This window comes from Sporosarcina sp. ANT_H38 (assembly GCF_008369195.1).
Lineage (GTDB): Bacteria > Bacillota > Bacilli > Bacillales_A > Planococcaceae > Sporosarcina.
Genome location: NZ_VOBC01000004.1, coordinates 324,344 through 349,731, shown reverse-complemented (window position 1 = coordinate 349,731; position 25,388 = coordinate 324,344). Strand labels below are relative to the sequence as shown.

General features: G+C 41.5%; 25 protein-coding genes. 19 read left to right on the top strand and 6 right to left on the bottom strand.

Annotation, left to right across the window (positions count from 1 at the left end; all coding sequences use genetic code 11):
- The first annotated feature begins 76 nt into the window (after positions 1 to 76).
- Positions 77 to 178: a YjcZ family sporulation protein gene (locus FQ087_RS19735; protein WP_149582314.1), complete on the top strand. Its 102-nt coding sequence runs from the start codon at positions 77 to 79 to the stop codon at positions 176 to 178.
- A gap of 83 nt (positions 179 to 261) precedes the next feature.
- Here FQ087_RS19735 and FQ087_RS19730 read toward each other — a convergent pair whose 3' ends face one another.
- The 5 genes from FQ087_RS19730 to FQ087_RS19710 all read right to left on the bottom strand — a co-directional run bounded on the left by FQ087_RS19730 (position 262) and on the right by FQ087_RS19710 (position 2,897).
- A complete protein-coding gene (locus tag FQ087_RS19730; protein WP_149582313.1) occupies positions 262 to 447 on the bottom strand; it encodes a hypothetical protein in 186 nt (61 codons plus the stop codon).
- Positions 448 to 507: 60 nt separating this feature from the next.
- Complete coding sequence (locus FQ087_RS19725) at positions 508 to 1,116, bottom strand: HTH-type transcriptional regulator Hpr (protein WP_149582369.1); 609 nt, start codon at positions 1,114 to 1,116, stop codon at positions 508 to 510.
- A 230-nt stretch (positions 1,117 to 1,346) separates the two neighbouring features.
- Positions 1,347 to 1,709 (bottom strand): YtxH domain-containing protein, encoded by a 363-nt coding sequence (locus FQ087_RS19720; protein WP_149582312.1) that lies wholly within the window; start codon positions 1,707 to 1,709, stop codon positions 1,347 to 1,349.
- A gap of 124 nt (positions 1,710 to 1,833) precedes the next feature.
- The gene (locus FQ087_RS19715; protein ID WP_149582311.1) at positions 1,834 to 2,358 is read right to left on the bottom strand and encodes a tryptophan transporter; all 525 of its coding nucleotides are present in this window, start codon (positions 2,356 to 2,358) and stop codon (positions 1,834 to 1,836) included.
- A 113-nt stretch (positions 2,359 to 2,471) separates the two neighbouring features.
- Complete coding sequence (locus FQ087_RS19710; RefSeq protein WP_149582310.1) at positions 2,472 to 2,897, bottom strand: HIT family protein; 426 nt, start codon at positions 2,895 to 2,897, stop codon at positions 2,472 to 2,474.
- A gap of 251 nt (positions 2,898 to 3,148) precedes the next feature.
- Here FQ087_RS19710 and FQ087_RS19705 point away from each other — a divergent pair, with 251 nt between their 5' ends.
- The 6 genes from FQ087_RS19705 (at position 3,149) to FQ087_RS19680 (ending at position 12,444) form a co-directional block, all read left to right on the top strand.
- Positions 3,149 to 3,898 carry an ABC transporter ATP-binding protein gene (locus tag FQ087_RS19705; protein WP_149582309.1) on the top strand — a complete coding sequence of 250 codons (750 nt, stop codon included), beginning with the start codon at positions 3,149 to 3,151 and terminating at the stop codon, positions 3,896 to 3,898.
- Positions 3,882 to 5,093 carry an ABC transporter permease gene (locus tag FQ087_RS19700; RefSeq protein WP_149582308.1) on the top strand — a complete coding sequence of 404 codons (1,212 nt, stop codon included), beginning with the start codon at positions 3,882 to 3,884 and terminating at the stop codon, positions 5,091 to 5,093. Before FQ087_RS19705 ends, FQ087_RS19700 begins: the two co-directional genes overlap by 17 nt.
- Before the next feature lie 657 nt (positions 5,094 to 5,750).
- Positions 5,751 to 5,987, top strand: a complete 237-nt coding sequence (locus FQ087_RS19695) for an IDEAL domain-containing protein (RefSeq protein ID WP_149582307.1) — start codon at positions 5,751 to 5,753, stop codon at positions 5,985 to 5,987.
- Positions 5,988 to 6,144: 157 nt separating this feature from the next.
- The gene (gene uvrB, locus FQ087_RS19690) at positions 6,145 to 8,127 is read left to right on the top strand and encodes an excinuclease ABC subunit UvrB (RefSeq protein ID WP_149582306.1); all 1,983 of its coding nucleotides are present in this window, start codon (positions 6,145 to 6,147) and stop codon (positions 8,125 to 8,127) included.
- A gap of 7 nt (positions 8,128 to 8,134) precedes the next feature.
- Positions 8,135 to 11,008 (top strand): excinuclease ABC subunit UvrA, encoded by a 2,874-nt coding sequence (uvrA, locus tag FQ087_RS19685; protein WP_149582305.1) that lies wholly within the window; start codon positions 8,135 to 8,137, stop codon positions 11,006 to 11,008.
- A gap of 245 nt (positions 11,009 to 11,253) precedes the next feature.
- Positions 11,254 to 12,444 (top strand): DUF4097 family beta strand repeat-containing protein, encoded by a 1,191-nt coding sequence (locus tag FQ087_RS19680; protein ID WP_149582304.1) that lies wholly within the window; start codon positions 11,254 to 11,256, stop codon positions 12,442 to 12,444.
- A gap of 303 nt (positions 12,445 to 12,747) precedes the next feature.
- Here the strand turns inward: FQ087_RS19680 and FQ087_RS19675 are convergent, their stop codons facing one another.
- Entirely contained in the window at positions 12,748 to 13,074 is a 327-nt protein-coding gene (locus FQ087_RS19675; RefSeq protein WP_149582303.1) for an N-acetylmuramoyl-L-alanine amidase, read from the bottom strand.
- A 213-nt stretch (positions 13,075 to 13,287) separates the two neighbouring features.
- Between FQ087_RS19675 and hprK the strand changes: the two genes are divergently transcribed.
- From hprK to FQ087_RS19615, 12 genes are all read left to right on the top strand, one after another.
- Positions 13,288 to 14,214, top strand: coding sequence for an HPr(Ser) kinase/phosphatase (gene hprK / locus FQ087_RS19670; protein WP_149582302.1), 927 nt, complete (start codon positions 13,288 to 13,290; stop codon positions 14,212 to 14,214).
- A gap of 34 nt (positions 14,215 to 14,248) precedes the next feature.
- Entirely contained in the window at positions 14,249 to 15,058 is an 810-nt protein-coding gene (lgt, locus tag FQ087_RS19665; protein WP_149582301.1) for a prolipoprotein diacylglyceryl transferase, read from the top strand.
- Between the two features lie 15 nt (positions 15,059 to 15,073).
- Positions 15,074 to 16,018 carry a nucleoside recognition domain-containing protein gene (locus tag FQ087_RS19660; protein WP_149582300.1) on the top strand — a complete coding sequence of 315 codons (945 nt, stop codon included), beginning with the start codon at positions 15,074 to 15,076 and terminating at the stop codon, positions 16,016 to 16,018.
- Positions 16,011 to 16,664: a pyrophosphatase PpaX gene (gene ppaX / locus FQ087_RS19655; protein ID WP_149582299.1), complete on the top strand. Its 654-nt coding sequence runs from the start codon at positions 16,011 to 16,013 to the stop codon at positions 16,662 to 16,664. The genes FQ087_RS19660 and ppaX overlap by 8 nt, the downstream gene beginning before the upstream one ends.
- A complete protein-coding gene (locus tag FQ087_RS19650; protein WP_149582298.1) occupies positions 16,661 to 17,185 on the top strand; it encodes an acyltransferase in 525 nt (174 codons plus the stop codon). Before ppaX ends, FQ087_RS19650 begins: the two co-directional genes overlap by 4 nt.
- 84 nt (positions 17,186 to 17,269) lie before the next feature.
- Positions 17,270 to 18,790 (top strand): tetratricopeptide repeat protein, encoded by a 1,521-nt coding sequence (locus FQ087_RS19645; RefSeq protein WP_149582297.1) that lies wholly within the window; start codon positions 17,270 to 17,272, stop codon positions 18,788 to 18,790.
- A 1,070-nt stretch (positions 18,791 to 19,860) separates the two neighbouring features.
- The gene (trxB, locus tag FQ087_RS19640) at positions 19,861 to 20,811 is read left to right on the top strand and encodes a thioredoxin-disulfide reductase (RefSeq protein ID WP_149582296.1); all 951 of its coding nucleotides are present in this window, start codon (positions 19,861 to 19,863) and stop codon (positions 20,809 to 20,811) included.
- 197 nt (positions 20,812 to 21,008) lie between these two features.
- Positions 21,009 to 21,491: an NUDIX hydrolase gene (locus FQ087_RS19635; protein WP_149582295.1), complete on the top strand. Its 483-nt coding sequence runs from the start codon at positions 21,009 to 21,011 to the stop codon at positions 21,489 to 21,491.
- Positions 21,488 to 22,378 carry an RNase adapter RapZ gene (rapZ, locus tag FQ087_RS19630; RefSeq protein WP_149582294.1) on the top strand — a complete coding sequence of 297 codons (891 nt, stop codon included), beginning with the start codon at positions 21,488 to 21,490 and terminating at the stop codon, positions 22,376 to 22,378. Before FQ087_RS19635 ends, rapZ begins: the two co-directional genes overlap by 4 nt.
- 4 nt (positions 22,379 to 22,382) lie before the next feature.
- Positions 22,383 to 23,366, top strand: a complete 984-nt coding sequence (locus FQ087_RS19625) for a gluconeogenesis factor YvcK family protein (RefSeq protein ID WP_149582293.1) — start codon at positions 22,383 to 22,385, stop codon at positions 23,364 to 23,366.
- A gap of 25 nt (positions 23,367 to 23,391) precedes the next feature.
- Positions 23,392 to 24,339, top strand: a complete 948-nt coding sequence (gene whiA / locus FQ087_RS19620) for a DNA-binding protein WhiA (RefSeq protein WP_149582292.1) — start codon at positions 23,392 to 23,394, stop codon at positions 24,337 to 24,339.
- A gap of 36 nt (positions 24,340 to 24,375) precedes the next feature.
- On the top strand, positions 24,376 to 24,633 hold the full coding sequence (locus FQ087_RS19615; RefSeq protein ID WP_149582291.1) for an HPr family phosphocarrier protein: 258 nt from the start codon (positions 24,376 to 24,378) through the stop codon (positions 24,631 to 24,633).
- Positions 24,634 to 25,388: the final 755 nt, after the last annotated feature.

Sequence of the window (25,388 nt, the reverse complement as noted above, 5' to 3'; positions counted from 1 at the left end):
GGATCCCCTCAGATAAACTGCCTACAACGAATCAATCAAGTCGCATAGGATAAATAGAGAGAGAGGGGGTGCTCCTGTGAGCGGATATAGCCAAGGTTCCCATGGTTCTTCGGGATTTGCGTTGCTTGTTGTTTTGTTCATTCTATTAATCATTGTCGGTGCAGCCTTCCTGAATTAATTAAAGAAAAGCTCAAGGCGTCTGGCGCCCTAAGCTTCGATAATGGAAAAAGTCCATTTCCCATAAAAAGGGAATGGACTTTTTTATACTTGTAACAGAATCTCGACGTAAAATGACACAATTAAAATGGTTACAAGAACGTTAACGGTCGTGTATATTTTCTGCTGCTTCTCTTCGGGTATTTCCTTAGATTCGCATAGTGCATATGTCATTTTATTGATTTGAAACAGATATAATAACGAGAACAGAATTGTAATTACAAGGATCAAATCTATTCCTCCTCTTTGACTTACCAAGGCAATCATAGCAGAAGTCCTTCTAAAATGAAATTATTTTTCCTCTGCGATAGATACCAGGATTTTAGGTTCTTCATTACTTGGTGTATTAACTATAGCAATCATTTCACCTGTTGAGTCATCATATGTTTCTTTTATGTTTTCAAAACCTCGTTCAAATATTTCCATGAAATCTTCCCCATAAATATTGCGTACAACGGACATAACTTCAAGAAATTCCGGGAATTTTCCGTAAAGGTCTTTAATAGGGAGTGAGCCCTCCAAAACACCATGATTGGAATCGTAGTAGTTCATGTTCATTTCCAATAACAGTTTCTCGCCTTTCTCTGTAACTTCTACATATGTATTTCTTCTATCATCTTCTTTTTTATAAAAACGTAAATACTCGCGTTCTTCCAATTTCTTAGAAAAGTTAAATGCCGTCGAAACATGCATAACTCCAAATTTAGCTATGTCAGAAATAGTGGCACCTTGAAGATGGTAAGAAATCCATAAAATATGATGCTCATTAATATTCAAGTCATAAGGTTTTATCCACTGCTGCCAATCTTTTTCTACTGCTTTCCAAAGCGCTTTAGACATCTGAGCAACCCTTTGACTGAAAATCATTGCTTCTTTTGGAGAGTACTTTTGCTCTGACATTGGAAACACCTTCTTTCTATATTTTTCCGTTTCTTTTATTATAGCAGGAAAGCAAAGAAGAGAAAAGTAAGAATTGCAAAAAAGCTTGCAATTCAATAATGATGTTGAATTAAAAGTTGGCATAAAAATAAGGAATGCAGTCCTTTCCACTTATGACAACCTATTTAGTGTAGGCATTTTAGTGGGAAGTTGACTGCATTCCAAAAGGTGGATCGCATTTGCTATTAAATTTATTTCTGATGGGCTGCGATGTTCTGTTCGAGCTCCTCAAGGGCAGTTTGGATTGCTGCAATTTCTTTTTCCATTCGTTCCTTATTTGATTCTGTAGATTGTTGCCACTTTTCAACTGAACCTTTAATATCTTCGATTGCTGTAGGAACAGTTTCTTTTGCTTCTTTTGTAAGGTGAGAGATGGATTCTTTTAAATCATCGACTTTTACTTTCACTTCTTTGAACATTTCCTTCATGTCGCTTGATGCGTCCTTGACGGATGTCCGAAGTTGGCTTCCTGATTGGGGAGTTGAATACAATACCGTAACAGCGGCAGCAACTGAACCAGCCGCAAGTCCGATGAAAAATGTAGATGCTTTCATTGTCTTAAGCACTCCTTTCTCTTGTGAACAGTATTCCTTATTATAGTTTAATTAAAACATTTAATAGAAGCCTGAGCAATCAAAAAAGCTCTCCTCATGGAGACGGAAAGCTTTAACCGTAATATTAATTGGATAATGCAGTTTTAAACGATGATCGTTTGACCAAGCCGGTAACAATTGGGTAAATCAAGAAAAATGCAATTCCGTTTAGCGCAACAGCAGGAAGTACAACTGACAGGAATAATGCCTTGAACGGCAAGTTTATACCGAATATAAAAATTGCAACGGAAAGGAAGATGCTCCCCGATAATAACGTACCTAGCCCTGCAACGACAGAAGCCGCAACTAGGTTTCCAGCAATCTTTTTAAATGTGATGATAATCGCATAGATTACGAAAGCGGTGATTAGTTTATCAATGACGTTTGGAATTAAACTTCCTGGTAGGGATGAAAACATTCCCGAAAGCAGACCTGTTGTCATTCCAAGTAAAAATACATTGCGCACTTCAGGAAACAGTAATATCCCGATAAACATCATTGTCAGCATGAAATCCGGTTTCATTCCTCCAGCAATCGGGGGAATAATCAGATACAGTGCAGCACCTACTGCAGTTAATAAAGACATTAACACAAGACTTTTCGTTTTCATTTCTAATCTCTCCTCAGCTCGTCAGGTATTTTGAGTTTCTCCTATCGTATCCTCATGATCGACAGCGAAAAACTTATTATTAATTTTACACGGTATTCAGACAATTAGCAAGCTTATTTTTGTAACTTTGCACGAATACCAACTGCGATTTCTTGAATGCGTTCAGAACTTGATTCGGATTCCATCGTCTCAAATGTCGGTTTGAACCCATCAGTCTCATCGTAACGCGGGATGAAATGCAGATGGTAGTGGAAAACGGCTTGACCTGCATGTGTACCATTGTTTTGAAGAAGATTCATACCTGCTGGTGCGAATTCATCTTTAAGGGCATTGGCGATTTGTGGTGCGACAGAAAACAGCTGAGCTGCTTCTTCTGCAGTTAAATCATATATATTTTCACGATGTGTTTTCGGGATAAGAAGGGCATGCCCTTTCGTTACAGGCGCAATATTCATGAAGGCGAGTACATGCTCATCTTCGTAGATTTTTACGCTAGGTATCGTTCCTTCAATGATTTTACAAAAAATACATTCAGTCATTTTCAACACTCCTTTTCATGAATGGGACAAGTGTAGCATAATTTCAGATATAGGTTGAAATATTGAAGGCGGTATATAAACTAGCGTAGGCGCAATACAGGTAAAGGAAGGCAGTCTTAGTTCGCTACACGGCGTCCTGTAGGCCCAAGCGTTATTCAATGCAATCCTACATTCAATCTATATAGTTGTATGAAGGGAAAAGCTTTTTGAGCCATTTTTTGCTAATATGAATAGAAGAATGGAGGATGGATATGGAAATTCTTGAATTACAAGACGTAACAGGCGGTTACACACGTAAACCCGTTCTGTATGATTTATCATTTAACATCGGACATGGTGAGTTAGTTGGTCTTATCGGACTAAATGGAGCAGGGAAAAGTACAACCATTAAACATATTATCGGATTAATGAATCCTCATAAAGGAGAAATCCGTGTCAACGGTGTGACATTCAGTGAAAATCCAGAAAAGTATAGGAAAGCGTTCACTTATATTCCTGAAACGCCGATACTTTATGAAGAGTTGACGCTTAGGGAACATCTTGAACTGACTGCGATGGCATACGACCTTGATAAAGAAGTGTTTGAAGCGCGTTCGGATGAGTTATTGCGAGAATTCCGGATGGAGAAGCGATTAAACTGGTTCCCGGCACATTTTTCAAAAGGGATGCGTCAAAAAGTAATGATCATGTGTGCCTTCCTTGTTAACCCTTCTTTATACATTATCGATGAACCATTTGTCGGTCTCGATCCAATCGGCATTAAATCACTTTTAGAGCAAATGACGCAAAGAACAGAAAACGGGGCTTCAATTCTCATGTCAACGCACGTATTGTCGACCGCTGAAAAACATTGCGACAGAATCATTTTACTGCATGAAGGACGGGTGCGAGCAGAAGGGACGATGGATGACTTAAGAAAAGCATTCGGGCGTCCAGGAGCATCACTAGATGACTTATATATCGCGATGACAGAGGAACATGACAATGAACAATTTGCGTGAAATATGGGGAACCCGGTTTGTCCATTATATAACCGAGCTCCAAAAGTATTTAAAATATGTATTTACAGGCCATTTGGCAATCGTTCTCGTTTTCACAATTGGAGCGGGGGGCTATACGTACAGTGAATGGTTGAAGGAAGTACCAGCAGAGTTCCCAGCGGCGCTACTGACGGCTATCATACTTGGACTAGCGCTCGCCTATTCGCCACCGGTGACACTATTGAAACCGGCGGATACGGTTTATTTCCTGCCACTGGAACAAAAACTTATGACGTATATGAAACGGTCATTGAGTTGGAGCTTCTATTCACAATTGCCATTACCATTTATTTTATACATTGTAGCGTTGCCATTACTTTCGGCTACCGGTACCGGATCGAAGATGGAGTATATCATCCTTGCCATTTTCATGTTGCTCATTAAGTGGATATTCATCGAGTCCGAATATAATTTAAGACATGCTTTGGATGGAAAATGGATTTGGCTAGATCGAACGGTTCGGTTTTTATTGGCGGGATTCGTAGTTTATGCGGGTCTTGTAGGAAGTCCTCTTATTCTTCCGATTATTGGCGTACTCATTATAATGTACAACTTCTATTGGAGAAAAAAGAGGATGCTAAAACCATTCCCTTACGATCACTTCATTTCACTCGAACAAAATCGGATGATGCGTTTTTACCGTTTTGCTAACTACTTCACAGACGTCCCACATTTGAAAGGTTCCGTTAGCAGAAGAGCATGGCTCGGTTTTGCGATGGGATCCCCGAATTTCGGTAAGCCTGGTGCACAAACGTATTTAATCAGACGCACATTTATACGCACAGATGATATTTTTTGGTTATGGGTAAGGCTCACTGCTTTATCAGCACTAGGAGCGATTTTCATCCCGTTCCCGATTGTCGTTTTCATTTTTGCAGGAGCGCTTGCATTTGCCTCTGCCGTCCAACTTATTCATGCATTGCGGGCGGGGGACGATTTCAGGATGGATGTGCTGTTTCCTGAAAAGGAAAACACCCGTACTGTTGCGATTAATAGAACCGTTCGAGCAGTCCAGTGGATTCAGGCGGCGGTAGTTATTTGTGCTGCACTGTACCTTTACGGAATGTCTGTAACTCCTTTACTTTTAGGGGCTGTCATCCTTATTATCTCCGAGGCAACGATCAGATTGACTGGAGAGAAAAAAGAATATGAATAACAAAAGTCGTCCCGTTTGCAATCAATTGCAGGCGGGACATTTCTTTATAATAAAGGAATATATTTTTTCTTTGTCTAGGCTCCATGCGCCAGCCTCTCGAGACTTAAGTTAGCCCCGCTGTGCGGCAAAGAACGCCGCTCCGCAGGTCTGTCTTACGCTTGTCGGGGCTAAACGGCGCCTTACGCTTTTCTTTTGTCTAGGCTCCATGCGCCAGCCCCTCGAGTCATAAGTCAGCCCTACTGTGCGGCAAAGAACGCCGCTTCGCAGGTCTGTCTTATGCTTGTCGGGGCTAAACGGCGCCTTACGCTTTTCTTTGTCTAGGCTCCATGCGCCAGCCTCTCGAGTCATAAGTCAGCCCTACTGTGCGGCAAAGAACGCCGCTCCGCAGGTCTGTCTTATGCTTGTCGGGGCTAAACGGCGCCTTACGCTTTTCTTTGTCTAGGCTCCATGCGCCAGCCCCTCGAGTCATAAGTCAGCCCTACTGTGCGGCAAAGAACGCCGCTTCGCAGGTCTGTCTTATGCTTGTCGGGGCTAAACGGCGACTTACGCTTTTCTTTGTTAAATATGACTAAATAAAAATATAGAATATTCCAATAAACGTTGCAACTTATCTCTGAAATTAGATATACTAAATAAAAGGCATCAGGGGTGATAGGGATGGAGAATAATTATTCATATGCCGAGTTCTTGAAAGCTGTAGGGAAAAACAGTTCTTCGCTCCAAGCGGAAAAACTGCTGAATGAAATTTATTTGGACCTTTTTTTGAAACATTTACACAGAGAGCAAACAAAGAGTAGAATCATGAGGTTAATTGATGTTGCGCTTGATTGTCGGGATGAAAGCGCATTCCTAATGTATTCCGAAAGACTTGGTAAACTTGAAGAGAATGATTGAAAAATGAAAGAACGCTACATGTTGAATAGACATGCAGCGTTTTTCTCTGTGTGTTTATAAAAGGGGAAATTAGTGAAAAAACGTACGTTCGCTTTTTGCTCGTCAAAAGATGGGTAAAGTGATAAGATAGATGTAACTGATAGAGGAGGTGCTTCTGATGGTCGGAAAATTCAATTTGCAAGCCCCTTATACACCACAAGGCGATCAGCCGTCTGCAATCGCACAATTATTAGAAGGACATAACCGAGGTGAGAAGCACCAAACTCTGCTTGGTGCAACCGGGACTGGAAAAACATTTACCGTTTCGAATGTATTGACGGAAATTAACAAACCGACTCTCGTTATCGCGCACAACAAAACATTAGCGGGTCAATTATATAGTGAATTTAAAGAGTTTTTTCCTGACAATGCAGTTGAATACTTTGTGAGTTTCTATGATTATTATCAGCCAGAAGCTTATATCGCTCATACTGACACCTTTATTGAAAAAGACTCAAGCATCAATGACGAAATTGATAAATTACGTCACTCTGCAACATCTTCCTTATTTGAAAGGAATGACGTGCTCATTGTTGCCTCAGTCTCCTGCATTTATGGTCTAGGTTCCCCAGAAGAATACAGCGCACATGTTGTATCTCTGCGTCCAGGCATGGAAATAGGACGTAATGAACTGCTACGCAGATTTGTAGATATTCAATATGAGCGGAATGACATAAGCTTCACTCGGGGTACGTTCCGGGTACGCGGCGATGTTGTTGAACTTTTGCCAGCATCCCAGGATGAACATTGCTTACGTATCGAGTTTTTCGGTGATGAAATTGAACGGATTCGCGAAGTAGATTCACTGACAGGCGAAATCCTTGGTGAACGTGAACACGTTGCCATATTCCCAGCTTCTCACTTTGTTACTGGCGAAGAAAAAATGGTGAAAGCAATTGAAAACATTGAAATTGAACTGGAAGAACGTTTGAAAGAATTTCGTGCTCAGGACAAGCTGTTGGAAGCGCAACGTCTTGAACAGCGGACACGTTATGATCTTGAAATGATGAGGGAAATGGGCTTCTGTTCAGGTATTGAAAACTATTCCCGTCATTTAACGCTCCGTCCTGCTGGGGCGACTCCGTATACACTGCTTGACTATTTCCCAGATGATTTTCTCATTATTGTAGATGAAAGTCATGTCTCGTTGCCACAAATACGAGGTATGTATAACGGTGACCAGGCACGTAAAAACGTACTTGTTGACCATGGTTTCCGTCTACCTTCAGCACTCGACAACAGGCCGCTCACATTCAAAGAATTCGAAGACCATGTCCACGAAGCGATTTATGTTTCTGCGACACCAGGCCCTTACGAAATTGAGCATACTCCCGAGATGATTCAACAGATTATCCGGCCGACTGGTCTACTAGATCCGACAATTGAAATTCGTCCGATTGAAGGGCAGATTGATGATTTGATAGGCCAAATAAGAGAACGGACGAAAAACAATGAACGTGTTCTAATTACAACGTTAACAAAGAAAATGTCCGAAGATTTGACTGATTACTTGAAAGAAATTGGTATAAAAGTTCAATACCTTCATTCTGATATTAAAACACTTGAACGAATTGAAACTTTACGGGAACTGCGAATAGGGACATTTGATGTCCTAGTAGGGATTAACCTCTTAAGGGAAGGGATAGACATTCCTGAAGTATCGCTTGTTGTGATCTTGGATGCAGATAAAGAAGGATTTCTTCGTTCTGAGCGAGCACTTATTCAGACGATGGGTCGCGCTGCCCGTAACTCCAATGGACATGTAATTTTATATGCTGATAGGATAACGGACTCTATGGCGAAAGCAATAGGTGAAACGGAGCGTCGTCGGGATATTCAACGAAAATATAATGAAGAGCATGGCATAACACCGACGACAATTAATAAAGAAATCCGTGATGTGATTCGTGCAACGGCAGTATCGGAAGAAGCGATTTCCTATTTAGAAAAAGTAACACACGGCAAGAAATTGACTAAAGACGAAAAAGCAACGCTTCTTGTAACTTTGGAAAAAGAGATGAAAGAGGCCGCGAAAGCGCTCGACTTCGAACGAGCTGCTGAACTAAGGGATACAATCATGGAATTGAAGGCTGAGAGGTAGGGTATTTATGAAGAATAAAGAAATTATCATACAAGGCGCACGTGCGAATAATTTGAAAAACATTGATATAAATATTCCTCGTGACAAATTGGTCGTCATGACAGGACTTTCAGGGTCAGGGAAATCCTCCCTCGCTTTCGATACAATTTACGCGGAAGGGCAGCGAAGGTACGTTGAATCATTATCTTCTTATGCGCGACAGTTTTTAGGTCAGATGGACAAGCCAGATGTAGATATCATTGAAGGGCTATCGCCGGCAATTTCAATTGATCAAAAGACGACGAGCCGCAATCCTCGTTCGACGGTTGGAACTGCCACGGAAATATACGACTATCTCCGTCTTCTTTATGCACGTGTTGGCAAACCAATCTGCCCGATTCACGGAACGGAAATTTCGTCCCAAACGATTGAGCAAATGGTTGACCGCCTTATGAAATTACCGGAACGTACGCGTATTCAAGTTCTGGCACCGATTGTTTCGGGGCGTAAAGGAACGCATGTGAAATTAATCGAAGATATTAAGAAACAAGGGTATGTCCGAATACGTGTCAACGGTGAAATTATAGATCTCGACGACAATATTGAATTGAACAAAAACAAGAAGCATACGATAGAAGTTGTCATCGATCGGATTGTTATGAAGGAGGATATTGCGCCACGCCTGAGCGACTCACTTGAATCGGCTCTTCGTCTTGCGGATGGGACCGTTTTGGTCGACGTCATGGATGGGGAAGAAATCCTGTTCAGTGAACATCATGCTTGCCCGATCTGTGGTTTTTCAATTGGAGAACTCGAGCCACGAATGTTTTCGTTCAACAGTCCGTTTGGTGCTTGTCAGGAGTGTGATGGGCTAGGGACGAAGCGCGAGGTAGACCCGGAATTGGTTGTGCCAGATCCAACACTGTCATTAAAAGATCATGCGATTGCGCCATGGGAACCGACAAGTTCTCAATACTATCCGGAGCTCTTAAAAACTGTTGCAGATCACTTTGGTATATCAATGGATGTACCGATAAGTGAATTGCCGGACGACGAACTTGACAAAATATTAAACGGCTCGAAGGATGAAAAGATTCGATTCCGTTACACGAATGAATTTGGGGGTACGCGGGATAACAATATTCATTTTGAAGGTGTTTTGGCAAATGTAGAACGTCGTTTTAAAGAAACTTCTTCGGATTATATCCGTGAACAAATGGAAAAGTATATGTCGCAACGTCCGTGTCCAACATGTGCTGGATATCGCTTGAAGGAAGAGTCGCTCGCTGTAAAAGTGAATGGCGTCCATATTGGGAAAGTGACGGAACTGTCTATTACTGAAGCAGACCATTTTTTCAAAAACCTTGTACTATCTGAAAAAGATACACAAATTGCGAAACTCATCTTGCGTGAAATTGAAGAGCGGCTCGGATTCCTTATTAATGTTGGACTTGATTATTTGTCATTATCTAGGGCGGCGGGAACTCTTTCTGGTGGAGAAGCACAACGCATTCGATTGGCCACACAAATTGGCTCAAGACTAACAGGGGTTCTATATATTTTAGATGAGCCATCTATTGGACTTCATCAACGAGATAACGACCGGCTCATAGGTACGTTGAAGAGTATGCGCGACATAGGTAATACACTGATTGTTGTTGAACATGATGAAGATACGATGATGGCAGCCGATTATTTAATTGATATCGGACCGGGCGCTGGTGTCGCGGGGGGAGAAATCGTTTCGGCAGGTACACCTGACCAAGTAATGAATGATCCAAAATCACTGACCGGTCAATATTTGAGCGGCAAGAAGTTTATCCCACTTCCAATGGAAAGACGCAAACTGGATGGACGTAAAATCGTCATTAAAGGTGCATCAGAAAATAATTTAAAAAATGTAAATGTAGATATTCCACTTGGTCAATTCATAGCTGTAACGGGTGTTTCAGGATCAGGGAAAAGTACACTTATCAATCAAATTCTTTACAAAGTGCTTGCTCAGAAACTGAATCGATCTAAGCAAAAACCGGGTCAGTATAAATCAGCAATAGGTCTTGAAGAACTTGAAAAGGTCATTGAAATCGACCAGTCTCCAATTGGGCGTACACCAAGATCCAATCCAGCGACTTATACAGGCATGTTTGATGATGTACGGGATATGTTTGCTTCTACTAACGAAGCTAAAGTTCGCGGGTATAAAAAAGGTCGTTTCAGCTTTAACGTAAAGGGTGGCCGTTGTGAAGCTTGTCGTGGCGATGGAATCATTAAAATCGAAATGCACTTCTTACCGGACGTCTATGTACCTTGTGAAGTTTGTCATGGGAAACGATATAATAGAGAAACACTAGAAGTAACCTATAAAGGAAAAAACATAGCGGACGTACTTGCTATGACAGTAGATGATGCACTCGTGTTTTTTGAAAATATACCTAAAATTAGCCGTAAGCTCCAGACGATTGTTGATGTTGGACTAGGTTATATTAATTTAGGCCAGCCGGCAACAACATTATCAGGCGGTGAAGCGCAACGTGTGAAACTTGCTTCTGAGTTGCACAAACGCTCCAATGGCAAGTCGTTTTATATTCTTGACGAACCGACGACAGGTCTACATGTCCACGATATTGGCAAACTACTAATCGTCCTGCAGCGCCTAGTCGATACGGGAAATACTGTACTTGTTATTGAGCATAACCTGGACGTCATTAAAACCGTAGATTACATTATCGACATAGGACCTGAAGGAGGCGATAATGGCGGCCAAATTATCGCATCAGGTACTCCAGAGAAAGTGGCGGAATCTACAGTTTCATATACCGGTTATTATTTAAAACCAGTTCTTGAGCGTGAACGAAAAAGAATGAAAATGATGATTGAAGATGCAGAAAAAGTTTCTAAATGAAACCTTTCCCACATTCACTCGTATATATATATACGTTGAACAAATGAAAACCTAGATAAACTGTGTGAAGGCGCCTTACAAGGGGCAGCTGAAATCATAAGACTGGTTGCGTAGCTACCTGTCTTATGGTGAAATGTATCCCTTAGCGCCGTAGCGAATTCGATGGGTTTCTTTATTTCAACCAATTTAGTTAGAAATAAAATTATCGAGAAATCTGAAACACCACAATACTAGGGGGCGTAATGATGCAAAATGAACGGAAACGGATTTTAGCAATGCTGGAAAATGGTACAATCACGACCGAGGAAGCATTGACACTTCTAGAAACATTAGGAAAAACAAGTCAAGTGGAAAAAAACACTGAAGCTAAACAGGTAACTGAAGAAGGGCAACAACAATATAATGAACAAAAACAAGCAAAAGCAGATCCATTCGAAAAGGCGGAGCCTATTATCGAAGAAAAGGATCAAAATCAACCTTCTATGGATGAATTCCTTGAAGATTTGAGTAAGGATTTTAGCAATGTAGGAGACCGGTTCATGCAATTCATGCAGACTGCTGTTCAAAGAGTGAAATCATTCGACTTTGATTCGCCTTTTGGCAACGCAGTTACGTTTAATCATACAATTACCAAACCGGCAGCTGGAATCGAAGAAGTAATCATCGATATCGACAATGGTAAAGTAACACTCCATACGGGAGAAACAGAAGAAGTACGTGCTGACTTCACAGTGAAAGTCTTTAATAGTGAGTCCGAAGAAAAAGCGAAAAAAGATTTTCTTGAAAAGTTATTGTTTGTTAATGACGAAGGGAAAATAAGAATTTCAAGCGATTTGAAAATGGTTCAAGTAAATGTTGAATTATTCATCCCGAAAAAGGACTACGCCAAAATTTCTGCACGTTTGCTGAACGGCTCGTTTAAGATGGAAGACGCAACAGCAGAAACAGTAAAAGTGAAGACTGCAAACGGGAAAATTGAAATTGCTGGATTGACGTTCGAAAAAGGTGAGTTCGAAACAGTGCATGGCTCGATTGGTCTTAATGGAGTGACTGCTACTTCGATTGAAGCAGAAACTTTGAACGGGCGCGTGTACATTGATGGGGCTGTGAAGAATGTGGAAGCACAATCGTTAAACGGACATGTCGTTGTGACGACGACAGATCCGGCAGCTGAAAAGATTGAAGCGAAAACAATGAGCGGTTCAGTTGAAATTTACATTCCAGCAGGAGTTGCTCTATCAGGTGAAATTGCATCCAATATGGGTAAATTGGACTTGAAGCTTGATGATGTTGATCGTTCTATCGAGCAAGAACAATTACTTCAACGGACCATCCGTTTTAATAAGGACATAGAAGGAAATACATCTCCGCTGCACATTTTTGGTGAAGCGAAAACGGGTTCCGTTATTGTTTGTTATAATGCGAAAAAGGAATAAAGTATAATAAATATAAGGAATTGCTCCAACGCCGGGAAATCGGTGTTGGAGCAGTTCTTTTTTAAAAAGAGATAAGAAAATCACATCTGGTTATTAACCAAAATCAGTTTTGCTTGCTGCAATAATCCAGCAGATAGCCCTTACAGTTTTATTATCTACCAGGACATTTAATCATGCCCTATCAAAAAAGTTTACTCATTTCTTGCCTCGTAAAATCCAAGCGGATACTGCGAAAGAAATCGCTTTCGCGCACTGCCATCCTATAGGCCTTCCTTATTAATAACGTAGCTTCTTCAGGGTTCGTCATAAAGCCCATGCTTTGTGAACTGCAGGCATCTTAGTTTCTAGTAAGACAGCGTAGTTCACTTTCTTCACGCCTCGGTCTACTCTATTGCAAGCTGCAATAAGTGCATTTTGTGTGAGGGAGGCAATTGTCATGGTCTCTTTTCTTGCTGCCGAATAAACCAATGTTTCGATTCCGTTGGCGCTGTTCCAATCACTATCAAACACATTTGCGTGGATAGATACAAAAGCATCAACGTTCATGCTATTTGCAAGCTTTATCCCTGTGACAAGTGATACAGCTTCTTGTGTTTTATGTGCGAAAATGACTGTAAAACCTTCTTCGATAAGATATTATTTTACAAGATCCGCTACGGTGCTATTAAAGCTGAATTCTCGTAGTATCCCATCCGTTGAACGTTTTCCTGCTGTCTCGGGCCCGGGCCTCACATCAACCAATATTGTCGACATGGACAGTTTCGGCACTAAATCATTTCATTTGAAAATGGGCATGGTAAAATAGTTTATAGACGTTGGAATATAAAGAAAAGGGGCGAGTTAATGTCTTATGTAACAGTAAAGAACGTTCAAGAAAAACTTTTTCTTGAACTATGTGCAGGCGAAATGGGAATCGAGCGTCAAATACATACGAGTGATATTTCAAGACCAGGCCTTGAAATGGCTGGTTATTTCAATTACTACCTGGCGGATCGCGTTCAACTTCTTGGTAAGACAGAACTGTCGTTTTTCGCAAATTTAACCGAAGTGGAACGGGTAGATCGGATGAAGAGACTTTGTTCAGAAACCACACCGGCCATCATTGTGGCACATGAAATGGAAGTGCCAGTTGAATTAATTGAAGCAGCAGAAAATAGTGGCATTCCTGTCTTAAAAACCGATATTCCAACGACGCGATTTTCGGGTATGCTGACGAATTATCTTAGCGGTAGACTTGCACCAATGAAAGCTATGCACGGGGTGCTTGTAGATGTTTATGGAATTGGAATACTAATCACGGGCAAGAGTGGCGTGGGGAAAAGTGAAACAGCTCTCGAACTTGTGAAAAGGGGCCATCGACTTGTGGCTGATGATCTTGTTGAAATTAGGCAGGTAGCCAAAAATGTGTTGATTGGAAATGCACCGAAACTTCTTGAACATATGCTTGAAATCCGCGGAGTCGGAATTGTTGATATGATGACATTGTTCGGAGCCAGCGCAGTGAAGAGTGATAAACGGATTCTAATCATAGTGGATCTTGAATTGTGGGATCAGGATAAGATTTATGACCGACTTGGTATTGATGAAGAAAAGATGAAAATTATGGATTCGGAATTGACGAAGTTGACTGTGCCAGTAAGACCTGGACGTAACTTGTCTGTCATTATTGAAGTTGCAGCAATGGATTATCGAATGAAAAAGCTTGGTGTTAATGCAGCAGAGGAGTTTACGCAAAAACTGGCTGCAGAAATCAAAGGGAATCGCAAGTAAATGATTGATGGAGAGAGAAAGGATAGGTTGATACATGTTTGATTTATTGGCAATAAACCCGATTGCATTTTCGTTAGGTCCGCTTGAAGTCAGGTGGTACGGAATCTTAATCGCGCTGGGGATTGTACTTGCATTCATCGTTGTTCAAAAGGAAATGGTGAAGCGTGGGATGCATCCGGACTTTTTGACGGATTTGCTCATTTGGGCTGTCCCAATCTCGATTGTTAGTGCGCGAATCTATTATGTTATTTTCTCGTGGGATTATTATAAGGACCATCCTGGACAAATTATTCAAGTTTGGGAAGGCGGTATCGCCATTCATGGCGCGTTAATTGGTGCCTTCATTACGACGTACTTCTTCACGAAAAAGAGAGGTATTTCATTCTGGAAAGTGGCCGATATTGCAGTAGCTGGACTGTTGATAGGTCAAATCATTGGCCGTTGGGGTAATTTCATGAATCAGGAGGCACACGGAGGGCCTGTTTCTGAAAAATTCCTTGAAACAACAATTATTCCAGAGTGGATTATGAACCAAATGACAATTGAAGGCGTGACGTATCACCCGACTTTCCTGTATGAATCCATGTGGAATATTGTGGGGCTTGTCATAATTATCTTGTTGCGCAAGGTGAACTTGAAGCGTGGCGAAACGTTTCTTTTCTACTTGGTTTGGTATTCTGCTGGCCGATTTTTCATCGAGGGGATGCGAACGGACAGCTTATATGTCATCGGTGAACTTCGGGCGGCACAGCTAGTATCGGTCATCACAATCCTTGTGGCAATCGTGGTATTCATAATGAGAAGGTATGTTCAGAAAGTAAATGTGAAGTATCAAGATAAATAAAAAGGGGCTTGGGGAATGGGGACGCTTCAAAATGGATTAAAGGCAGGACTTCGGACAACGTGGACACTGGGGAAAATCATCTTTCCAATCACGGTACTCGTTGTCATTTTACAGCATACACCCGTGTTGCCGTGGCTTATTAAACTTGTTGCGCCGTTTATGGGGATATTCGGTTTAAGTGGAGAAGCTGCAATTCCATTAGTACTTGGCAATATGCTTAATTTATATGCTGCAATAGCTGGTATTTTATCGTTAGAAATGACTGTGAAGGAAGTATTCATCATTGCTGTCATGCTGTCGTTTTCGCATAATATATTCATTGAAACAGGCGTTGCACTGAAAGTCGGCGTGAAGCTGTGGATCGTGGTTGTTGTTCGGTATGGGCTAGCTATTATGTCAGGTATTGTCATCAACTTGTTATGGAAAGGCGGAGGGGAGACGGCGCAATACGGTATGGCTCCGCAAATTACGGCTATACCGGATGGATGGTTTGAAATTGGATTGCTTGGTGTACAGAAAGCATCATTCGGCATCTTACAACTAGCCTTAATCGTCATTCCACTTATGATTTTTGTCCAGTTATTAAAGGATCGTAATTATTTGCAAAAATTTTCGGCGAAAGTGGCACCATTTACGAAAGTAATTGGCGTACAACCGAATGCTTCAACTACACTTGTTGCAGGTCTAGTTATCGGTCTCGCTTATGGCGCTGGCGTTATGATACAGGCTGTACAAGAGGATGGTGTGAGCAAGAAGGATGCGACACTGGCATTCATCTTTCTCGTTGCCTGTCACGCAGTTATTGAAGATACACTGATCTTTATCCCACTAGGCATTCCCATTCTGCCATTACTTATTATTCGGGTCGTAACAGCTTTTGTGTTGACGATCATTGTCGCTTATGTCTGGAAACGGGCTGAACAACAGAAAAAGAAGGAGGTTCCGGTTGCAGATGGCTAAACCAATTACTACATTACTATTTGATTTTGACGGAACATTACTGGATACGAATGAACTGATCATCCAGACATTCCAACACGTCCTTGGAAATCATTACCCGGGTAAATATGATCGAATCGATATACTCCCGTTTTTAGGACCAACATTGCATGAATCATTCGGTTCGATTGATATTGAAAAGACGGAACAACTGATTGATGAATATAGATTATGGAATAAATCGATGCATGATGAGCTTTCTATCGAGTTTGACGGTGTGTCCGAAACGATGAAGTTGTTGAAGGCAGCGGGCATGAAAATGGCGATTGTCTCTACAAAGAGAAAAGATATGGTGATGTTAGGGTTAGAACTTCTTGATGTAGAAGGTGTCTTTGACGAAATCATAGCAAGGGACGATGTAACGAAAACGAAGCCTGATCCAGAACCGATTTTACTAGCTCTCGAGCGATTAGGAGTTACCGCGGATGAAGCCCTAATGATAGGGGATAACTACCATGATATAGAAGGCGGACAAAACGCGGGCGTTCGTACAGCGGGTGTTGCATGGTCGGCAAAAGGAGAAGCTTTTTTACAAACATTCAACCCAGATTATATGTTGCAGCATATTTCGGATCTACTCCATATCGTTAAAGGTGAAAAAGGTTGAGACGTACTGAAAGGCATGTAGTAAGTGGCGGAGCAAATTCTCTTTGGCATATTTACAAAACCGTCCCGTTTTTTAAAGTGGCAAAAAACTTTGTGGTTATCCAAATATCGAGGTATACACCTTTCATCCCAATGAAGAACTTTTTGTTTCGTACGTTTTTGAAAATGGAAGTGGGTGACAAGACATCTTTCGCCCTTATGGTGATGCCTGATGTCATGTTTCCGGAGCGGATAAAAGTTGGCGATAATTCAATCATTGGCTTCAATACGACAATTCTTGCGCATGAATACTTGATAGATGAGTATCGTATAGGAGATGTCATTATTGGAAAGAACGTATTGATTGGAGCGAATACGACGATTCTTCCTGGAGTCGAAATTGGCGACGGGGCAATTATTTCCGCTGCATCCCTTGTGAATCGTGATATTCCGCCAGGCGTGTTCGCGGCTGGCAATCCGGTTAAAATTATCTTTACACAAGAGCAAATGGTCGAGCGACAAGAAAAAAATGTAAACGGATAGTGCTGATGTATCTTATGGTATAATGGGAATAATACGAGAAGGAACGTGCTTTGCGTTCCTTCTTATTTTTTCGGGGGAATATGATTGGATAATCTACGTGAGAAGCAAGATAAAAAAATTATTTCGTTCATTCCAGATGGTGAATTTTATTATAATAAAGCGATTCAGGCGATGCAACGCGATCGTTATGAAGATGCCCAGCGGTATTTGAAAAGAGCATCTGAACTTAGTCCTGAGGATTGGAAAATTCTTATGGAATATGGTGTGCTCGTCATGGAAGAAGGACGTTTTGAGGAAGCGCATGAACTGCTAATGACTGCAAATTCATTAGCACCTACTGAAGAGGAAATTATTTTCTATTTGGCGGAGGTTCATGCCCATCTTGGTATGCTGCGAGATGCAAAAATGTATGCTGAAAAATACATATCAATTGATCCAGACGGTCCATTTGCTGATGATTCAATAGAAATTATTGATTTTGCAGAACAGGAAGAGTCATTTAATGACGATGAAATGCCGGATGGGGAAGTGTATTTTCTTCAGGAAAAAGCACGTCGACTTATGGAATCGGGGGATTTCAAGGCGGCTATCAAATTACTTGAGTTGATTATTGTCGATTATCCTGACTTTTGGGCGGCTTATAATAATTTAGCGCTTGCTTATTTTTATATCGGGGAAAACGAGCGGGCTACTAAACTACTGCATGATGTTTTAAATCGTAATAAAGGTAATATCCATGCACTTTGTAATCTGGCGGTCTTTTATTATTATGAAAAAAAGGAAGAGGAATTAGAGTCCTTACTTGCTTTACTCGTAAAAATCAAACCGTATCAATTTGAAAATCGCTATAAACTTGGTGCGACATTTGCGCTCATTGGTAGGCATAAAGAGGCCTATACATGGCTCAAGAGTCTTCAAAAGAGAGGGTTTGAAGGGGATGCAGGCTACTACTTCTGGCTATCCCATTCAGCTTATTTCTCTGGACATGAAAATGTGGCTCGCGAAGCATATGCGAAATTGATAGAACTGGATCCGAAGAAGGCTGGTTACGAGCCTTGGAAGGATGTCCAAGAGATTATCAAGTCTGATTCACTCGAACAGGATAGAGGATTTTTGCTGAGTAAGATCACTAACACCTACAGAAGCGAAAGAATGTTTGGCTACTATCTTCTAGGGAAGTCAGGTCATAAGCAGGAAATCATTTCACATCCATCCTATATTGAAATCGAAAAGCTGAGTAATTATGAGCGACTTTTTTTGGCAAGTGGCCTCGATTATGAGTTCATGCCGGAAACTAACTTTGATAAGTCATTTATGCGGGCGCTTGAAACGACGGACTTACTTTACAACAAATATTGTCCGCTCGATAAACAAGCATCCCATCTGTTTCAAATGTGGTTTACTTTATGCGAGACTGCATTAGGTCGTTCTTATTTGTTTAGAAATCCGGCTGCACTTGCAGCCGCAGCTGATTATATGTTCCAGTCATCCCGTTATCCGGATGTGACAAAAACAGCGATTGCAAAGGAATTTGGTGTATCTGTCCCGACGCTGACAAAGTACGTCGGAGAATTGATTGAGTATTTACCACAATTTGATGCCTAATCGCTAGGTTTTAGGACATGTGTACTTAGGTTGCGTTCCTTTGATTAACCAAAGTAGCCAGTAAAAAAATTAGTCACCCCTTGTCCGCTACTTGTGTATTTGCGCTTTTGGATTGCTTTGGATTGAATGACTTCAAGTACGATTACCGAGAAGTCTGGATGTGTAGGAATGCGACTTTGTCGCATCCCTACACACATTTTCGCTAATCGTATGATTGTCCTTCATCCGTCGCGCTCAAAATGCATAAGGACACAAAGATGCAATTTTGGGGCTGATGCTTTCTCAATGGTTTTTTCCTATTTATTTTAAAGAAGTGTCACTTTTTTGTGATTTGATGCATAATATTTGCTGAAAGTAATCAAGAAACTCTATGCTCTAGCCCCTCGAGTCGCTTCAGTCCTAAAGTTAAAGGCAAAGGGCGCCTTTCTCTTTAGGCCCTCCGACGTACAGGACGTACTAGTGCCGACGTTGCCACAGGACGTGGCGAATTTAGTCGGCCAGCGCTTTTCGGGTCTAACAAGGCGCTTGCGCTTTTCTTATTGTCTAGGCTCCAGACGCCAGCCGCTAGGGTCATAAGCAATCCAACTAGGAAGGATTGAACTGCATCCTTCCCGGGCAAAGAGCGCCACGTCGCTGGATTGACTTATGCCTGTCGCGGGCCTACAGGATGTAGGTCATGCAGCTGTTGCCACAGGAAGTGGCGCACTTAAGCTGCGTTCCTTTTAGACGCCTTGCGCTTTTCATTACTGTCTAGACTCCAGCGCCTAGCCCCTCGAGTCGCTTCAGTCCTAAAGATTAAGGCAAAGGACGCCTTTATCTTTAGGCCCTCCAGCGCTTTTCGGGTCTACCAAGGCGCTTACGCTTTTCATTGTGTCTAGGCTTCAGGCGCCAGCCGCTTGGGGCATAAGTCGATCCAGCTATGCGGCAAAGAACGCCGCTACGCCGTTCCGTCTTATGCCTGTCGCGTCTAAGACGGCGCCTTACGCTTTTCATTATAAGCAGAAAAGTTGAATGGTACTTAGGTATCCTATACGATTTGATAAGTAAATGTTGTAGAGGAGGAAAATCACATGACAACTGAAAAAATTTATGATGTCATAATTATTGGTGCCGGCCCCGCGGGGATGACGGCTGCTGTCTATACATCTCGTGGGAACCTTTCAACGTTAATGCTTGAACGGGGAATTCCGGGTGGCCAAATGGCTAATACGGAAGAAATTGAAAATTATCCGGGATTCGAACATATATTAGGTCCTGACCTTTCTACAAAAATGTTTGATCATGCCAAAAAATTTGGTGCAGAATACGCTTATGGCGATGTTACAGACGTTATTGACGGTGAAAGTTACAAGACGATTGTTGTAGGCAATAAAGAGTACAAAGCGCGTGCGATTATTATTACGACAGGCGCGGAATACAAAAAAATGGGTATTCCTGGCGAAGCAGAACTTACTGGCCGTGGCGTAAGCTATTGTGCAGTGTGTGACGGCGCATTCTTCCGTAAGAAAGAACTCGTCGTTGTAGGCGGTGGTGACTCTGCTGTGGAAGAAGGAACTTATTTGACGCGATTCGCAGATAAAGTGACGATTGTACATCGTCGCGGCGAATTACGTGCGCAAAAAATCCTTCAAGACCGCGCGTTTGCTAACGATAAGATTGACTTCATATGGAATTCATCCGTTAAAGAAGTAAATGCTGAAAATGGTAAAGTTGGTTCCGTGACGCTTGTTTCAACTGTCGACGGTTCTGAAAAGGTATTTGAAGCGGATGGCATGTTCGTTTACATCGGAATGGATCCGTTAACAGCTCCTTTTGCTAAACTTGGAATTCTTGACGAAAATGGTTATGTAACAACAAATGAAATCATGGAAACCTCTGTACCTGGTATTTATGCTGCAGGGGATGTCCGTGAGAAATTGTTGCGTCAAGTTGTAACAGCCACTGGAGACGGTAGTATTGCTGCGCAAGCAGTTCAGAAATACGTTGAGGAATTGATGGAGAAATTAGGCGCAGAAGCTTAATGTAACCTTAATATGGCTGTAACAGTAATGCAACGTCAAGGTGGTATAGTAAAAGTATCAATTGACCCCCCTTTTGATAAAGCTAATTTATAAAGGCAATCTTCCAGTATGATCCGGTAGATTGCCTTTTTTTTGTCGTTTTACAATGGTTCGATGTATAATAGTGCTATGCTTTCATAAAAAGTGGGGATAGACAAATGCAGAGAATCGTAAATTTACTTGTCGTAAAAGATAATCATGTTTTATTGTTAAAAAAACCTCGTCGTGGATGGTATGTAGCACCTGGTGGGAAAATGGATCCGGGTGAGTCTATTTACGAAACGGCCGTCAGGGAATTCACTGAAGAAACCGGTGCTGTACCGATTAAACCTGTCTTAAAAGGCATTTACACGATGGTAATCACGGATGAAACTGGGGAGAATGTAAAAAACGAATGGATGCTCCACACATTCATTGCTTTTGACTTAAATGGTAAACCGTTTGAAACGACAGTTGAGGGTGTGCTGGAATGGCATCCTGTTGAAAGTATAAAGACACTTCCAATGGCGGAAGGAGATCGGACCAATTTACTATTTGCGGTTTCTCAGAGTGGGATACAGTATGGAACGTTCTTTTACACCGAAGAATTTAAATTATTGAAAGAGGAAATTCAAAATTCTGTGGAAGGTGATGGGCAATGACTGAAATAGGGACGCCAACCAACGATATTGAAATAGTTATTATAACCGGGATGTCAGGTGCGGGTAAGACGGTTGCGGTGCAGAGCTTTGAAGATCTTGGGTTTTATTGCATTGATAATTTGCCACCGGAGCTATTAGTTATGTTTTTGAATTTGATGATGAAATCTGAAAATAAAATGAACCGAATAGCCGCTGTAATGGATACGCGTGGTGGTTTCCTATTTGATTCGCTCATTGGAGCATTGGACGATTTAGTGCATATGAAGGGCGTATCGACAAGAATATTATTTCTTGATGCAGACGATGAGACGCTCGTTCGACGCTATAAGGAATCGAGAAGGTCACATCCACTGTCTGCGGGAGGATTGCCTTTAGCGGGTATAAAGAAAGAGCGCTTGCTATTGTCTGAGATGAAAGGCCGTGCACGTTCAATTTTCAACACATCGAGTTTAAAACCAAGGGCATTGAGAGAAAAAATAATGACTGAGTTTTCCTCTAAGGATGATCTCGGTTTTACACTGAACTTTTTGTCTTTCGGTTTTAAGCATGGCATGCCGATTGATGCAGATGTCGTGTTTGACGTACGTTTCCTCCCGAACCCTTTCTATATCGAGGATTTAAAACCGAAGACAGGACTCGAGAAAGAAGTTTATGAGTATGTACTGAAATGGAAAGATACACAAATACTGATTGAAAAATTAACGGACTTATTCAAGTTCTTAATTCCGCAATATAAAAATGAAGGAAAATCGCAAGTTGTGATTGCGTTCGGTTGTACAGGAGGTCAGCATCGTTCTGTAACCCTTGCTGAATTTTTCGGAAGTCGGTTTAAAGACGAATACCGAACATTCATTACCCATAGAGACATTGAAAAGAGAAAGGATTGACGCTATGCTGAAATCCGGGAACTTGAAGAAAGTCGTTGTGTTAGGCGGCGGAACTGGTTTATCCACGTTACTGCGTGGTCTGAAAAAATATCCTGTAGATTTGACTGCAATTGTTACAGTAGCCGATGATGGTGGCAGCTCGGGTAGACTTCTCGATGAATATGACATCCCACCACCAGGAGATATCCGCAAAGTGATGGCAGCGCTTTCAGATGTTGAGCCATTAATTGAAGAAATGTTTGAGTATCGTTTTGCAACATCGGAAGATTTGAAAGGTCATTCACTGGGCAATCTTATGCTGGCTGCTATGACGGATATCACCGGTGATTTCGCACGCGCAGTCGAACAAATGAGCAAGGTGTTGAACATCAAAGGGAAAGTATTACCAGCTGCAAATCAGCGCATCACATTGCACGCAGAACTTGAAGACGGTACAATCGTGACGGGTGAATCCAAAATTCCTGTTTACGGACGTAAAATTCGTAAAGTGTATTTATCACCACAAGAAGTTGAACCGTTGCCTGAAACAATTGAAGCCATTAATTCTGCTGACCTGATCATTATTGGTCCAGGTAGCTTATATACGAGCATCTTGCCCACATTACTTGTCCAATCAATTCGCAAAGCGGTCTTGTCATGTAAGGCAAAAAAGGTGTATATTAACAACTTGACAACGCAAGCAGGAGAAACACATCGCTATACAGCCTCGGAGCATGTCCAGGCATTGTATGATCATGCGGGTGAATCCTTTATCGATACGGTTTTATTGAATGGCACAGAGTTTTCTATGTTGCAAAATGGCAAAGAATGGACGGGACCTCCTTGGCCTGTTGCAAATGATTTGGAAAAACTTCAAAAACTTGTACCAAATATCGTAGTGAAAGACATTTGCTTATTATTAAATGGAACTATCATGCATGACTCCGAAAAAGTAGCTAAATGGCTTGTAGATTATATGGAAAACGGAAACAAAACGGAACAGACGTGATCGTCGCCGAGAAAGGGGAAGAATCATGTCTTTTGCTTCAGAAACAAAAAAAGAAATGACGCAGATCGAAGCGGATGACTGTTGTATAAAGGCAGAAGTAGCGGCATTCATTAGGATGAATGGTGCACTTTCCTTTTCCAACAAGCAGTTAAGTCTTGACGTGCAAACTGAAAACGCTGCGATTGCCAGACGCCTTTATACGAATTTAAAAAGGTTGTATCCTTATAAAGTAGAATTGCTTGTTCGGAAAAAGATGCGCTTGAAAAAAAACAACGTTTACATTTGTCGAATTCGAGGGGGAGCAAAAGCTCTTTTGGAAGAACTGCTAATTCTGACAGGGACATTTCAATTTAAAAATGAGATTTCAAAGGAATTGGTAAAAAAGAGATGCTGTCAACGCGCTTATTTACGGGGTGCTTTTCTGGCAGGGGGTTCTGTGAATAACCCTGAAACATCTTCTTATCACCTTGAAATCTTTTCAATATATAAAGAACATAGTGAAGACTTAGTTGATCTGATGAACAAATATCATTTGAATGCGAAGTCGATTGAACGGAAAAAAGGATATATTGCTTATTTGAAAGAAGCTGAAAAAATATCGGATTTTCTAAGTATTGTCGGTGCGCACGTGTCCTTAATGAAGTTTGAAGATGTAAGAATTATACGAGATATGAGAAATAGTGTGAACAGGCTTGTAAATTGTGAAACCGCGAATATGAATAAAACAATTGGTGCAGCACAGCGCCAAGTTGAAAATATAAAGTTTATTGAAAGTACAATCGGACTCGCTGAATTGCCAGATAGATTACAAGAAATTGCAAGACTACGGGTAGACAATCAGGATATTACGTTGAAGGAACTTGGAGAACTGGTTTCAGGCGGAATGGTGAGTAAATCCGGCGTGAACCACCGATTAAGAAAAATCGAAGAAATTGCGGAAAACCTTCGCAATGGGGGAATCGGCAGTCGGTGAATCCGCTGTCGAACCAAGAGAGGAGCTGGTACGTTCATGGCAGAACGAATAGTAGAAGTGAAGTTGAAATCAGGATTGCAAGCACGTCAAGCAGCGCTTTTTGTTCAAGAAGCAAATAGGTTCTTGGCCGATATATTTTTAAAAAAAGAGGAACGTCAAGTAAATGCGAAAAGTATAATGGGAATTATGAGCCTTGCCTTGGCACGAGGCACGACAGTTACATTGATTGCAGAAGGAAGTGACGAGGAGCTGGCTCTGGAATCACTAGCAGCCCTTGTTGGAAACGACAATTAAATGAATAATTAACCGTTAGCAGTTGTGATTTGACAACTGCTAACGGTTTTTTGTTGTTGTGGAAGGGAGTCGTGGCAATCTCGAAAACAGCATAATAAAAAAGCACAAAGCGCCGTCCAGCTCTGACAGGTAAAAGTGATAAAGGAAGGCAGCTTAAGATCGCAACAAGAGGGATGTAGTTCATTTTCACTGGACAATCTTTGCCCGCTTTCGGCTAACTATCCATGACAGATTTACTGTAATCCTGTTGTGAATAGTTGCCTGTAGCGTTCCTACAATGTTGAAGTGGAAAATGCAGTTATGTTTGAAAGAGTTGAATACCGCTTCGGCTACCCGGTGTACAGTTGCTGGACACTAGTAAGGCGTATACGCTAGTTTATGTGCCGTATTCAATACTTCACCATATATAGTGAAAAAGAGAAAACCATAAAGAAACATCAGCCGCCCAAATTGCATCTTTGGCGGCTTTCTCCAGGTAAAAAGCAAGCTACTCTTTCGTCACAAAAAACTTCAGCAACCTGTGTACTTTTGCATCTGGAGAGCGACGGATGAAGGGTCGCAATACGATTACCAAAAAAATATGTAGGGACGCGACGAAGTCGCATTCCTACATAATTAAGACATCTCGATAATCGTATAGAAGTCACTCTATCCAAAGCGATCCAAAGTCAAGTATACGCCTGGAGCCAGTAGATGATCATGTTATTCACTGGTTACTTTTAGTTAATCAACAGACGTGCTTAAATCTAATTCTA

Coding starts and splice junctions, on each gene's coding strand:
- FQ087_RS19725 (WP_149582369.1), bottom strand. CDS start 1,116: ATGTCAGAGCAAAAGTACTCTCCAAAAGAAGCAATGATTTTCAGTCAA.
- FQ087_RS19720 (WP_149582312.1), bottom strand. CDS start 1,709: ATGAAAGCATCTACATTTTTCATCGGACTTGCGGCTGGTTCAGTTGCT.
- FQ087_RS19715 (WP_149582311.1), bottom strand. CDS start 2,358: ATGAAAACGAAAAGTCTTGTGTTAATGTCTTTATTAACTGCAGTAGGT.
- FQ087_RS19710 (WP_149582310.1), bottom strand. CDS start 2,897: ATGACTGAATGTATTTTTTGTAAAATCATTGAAGGAACGATACCTAGC.
- FQ087_RS19705 (WP_149582309.1), top strand. CDS start 3,149: ATGGAAATTCTTGAATTACAAGACGTAACAGGCGGTTACACACGTAAA.
- FQ087_RS19700 (WP_149582308.1), top strand. CDS start 3,882: ATGAACAATTTGCGTGAAATATGGGGAACCCGGTTTGTCCATTATATA.
- FQ087_RS19695 (WP_149582307.1), top strand. CDS start 5,751: ATGGAGAATAATTATTCATATGCCGAGTTCTTGAAAGCTGTAGGGAAA.
- uvrB (WP_149582306.1), top strand. CDS start 6,145: ATGGTCGGAAAATTCAATTTGCAAGCCCCTTATACACCACAAGGCGAT.
- uvrA (WP_149582305.1), top strand. CDS start 8,135: ATGAAGAATAAAGAAATTATCATACAAGGCGCACGTGCGAATAATTTG.
- FQ087_RS19680 (WP_149582304.1), top strand. CDS start 11,254: ATGCAAAATGAACGGAAACGGATTTTAGCAATGCTGGAAAATGGTACA.
- hprK (WP_149582302.1), top strand. CDS start 13,288: ATGTCTTATGTAACAGTAAAGAACGTTCAAGAAAAACTTTTTCTTGAA.
- lgt (WP_149582301.1), top strand. CDS start 14,249: ATGTTTGATTTATTGGCAATAAACCCGATTGCATTTTCGTTAGGTCCG.
- FQ087_RS19660 (WP_149582300.1), top strand. CDS start 15,074: ATGGGGACGCTTCAAAATGGATTAAAGGCAGGACTTCGGACAACGTGG.
- ppaX (WP_149582299.1), top strand. CDS start 16,011: ATGGCTAAACCAATTACTACATTACTATTTGATTTTGACGGAACATTA.
- trxB (WP_149582296.1), top strand. CDS start 19,861: ATGACAACTGAAAAAATTTATGATGTCATAATTATTGGTGCCGGCCCC.
- FQ087_RS19635 (WP_149582295.1), top strand. CDS start 21,009: ATGCAGAGAATCGTAAATTTACTTGTCGTAAAAGATAATCATGTTTTA.
- rapZ (WP_149582294.1), top strand. CDS start 21,488: ATGACTGAAATAGGGACGCCAACCAACGATATTGAAATAGTTATTATA.
- FQ087_RS19625 (WP_149582293.1), top strand. CDS start 22,383: ATGCTGAAATCCGGGAACTTGAAGAAAGTCGTTGTGTTAGGCGGCGGA.
- whiA (WP_149582292.1), top strand. CDS start 23,392: ATGTCTTTTGCTTCAGAAACAAAAAAAGAAATGACGCAGATCGAAGCG.
- FQ087_RS19615 (WP_149582291.1), top strand. CDS start 24,376: ATGGCAGAACGAATAGTAGAAGTGAAGTTGAAATCAGGATTGCAAGCA.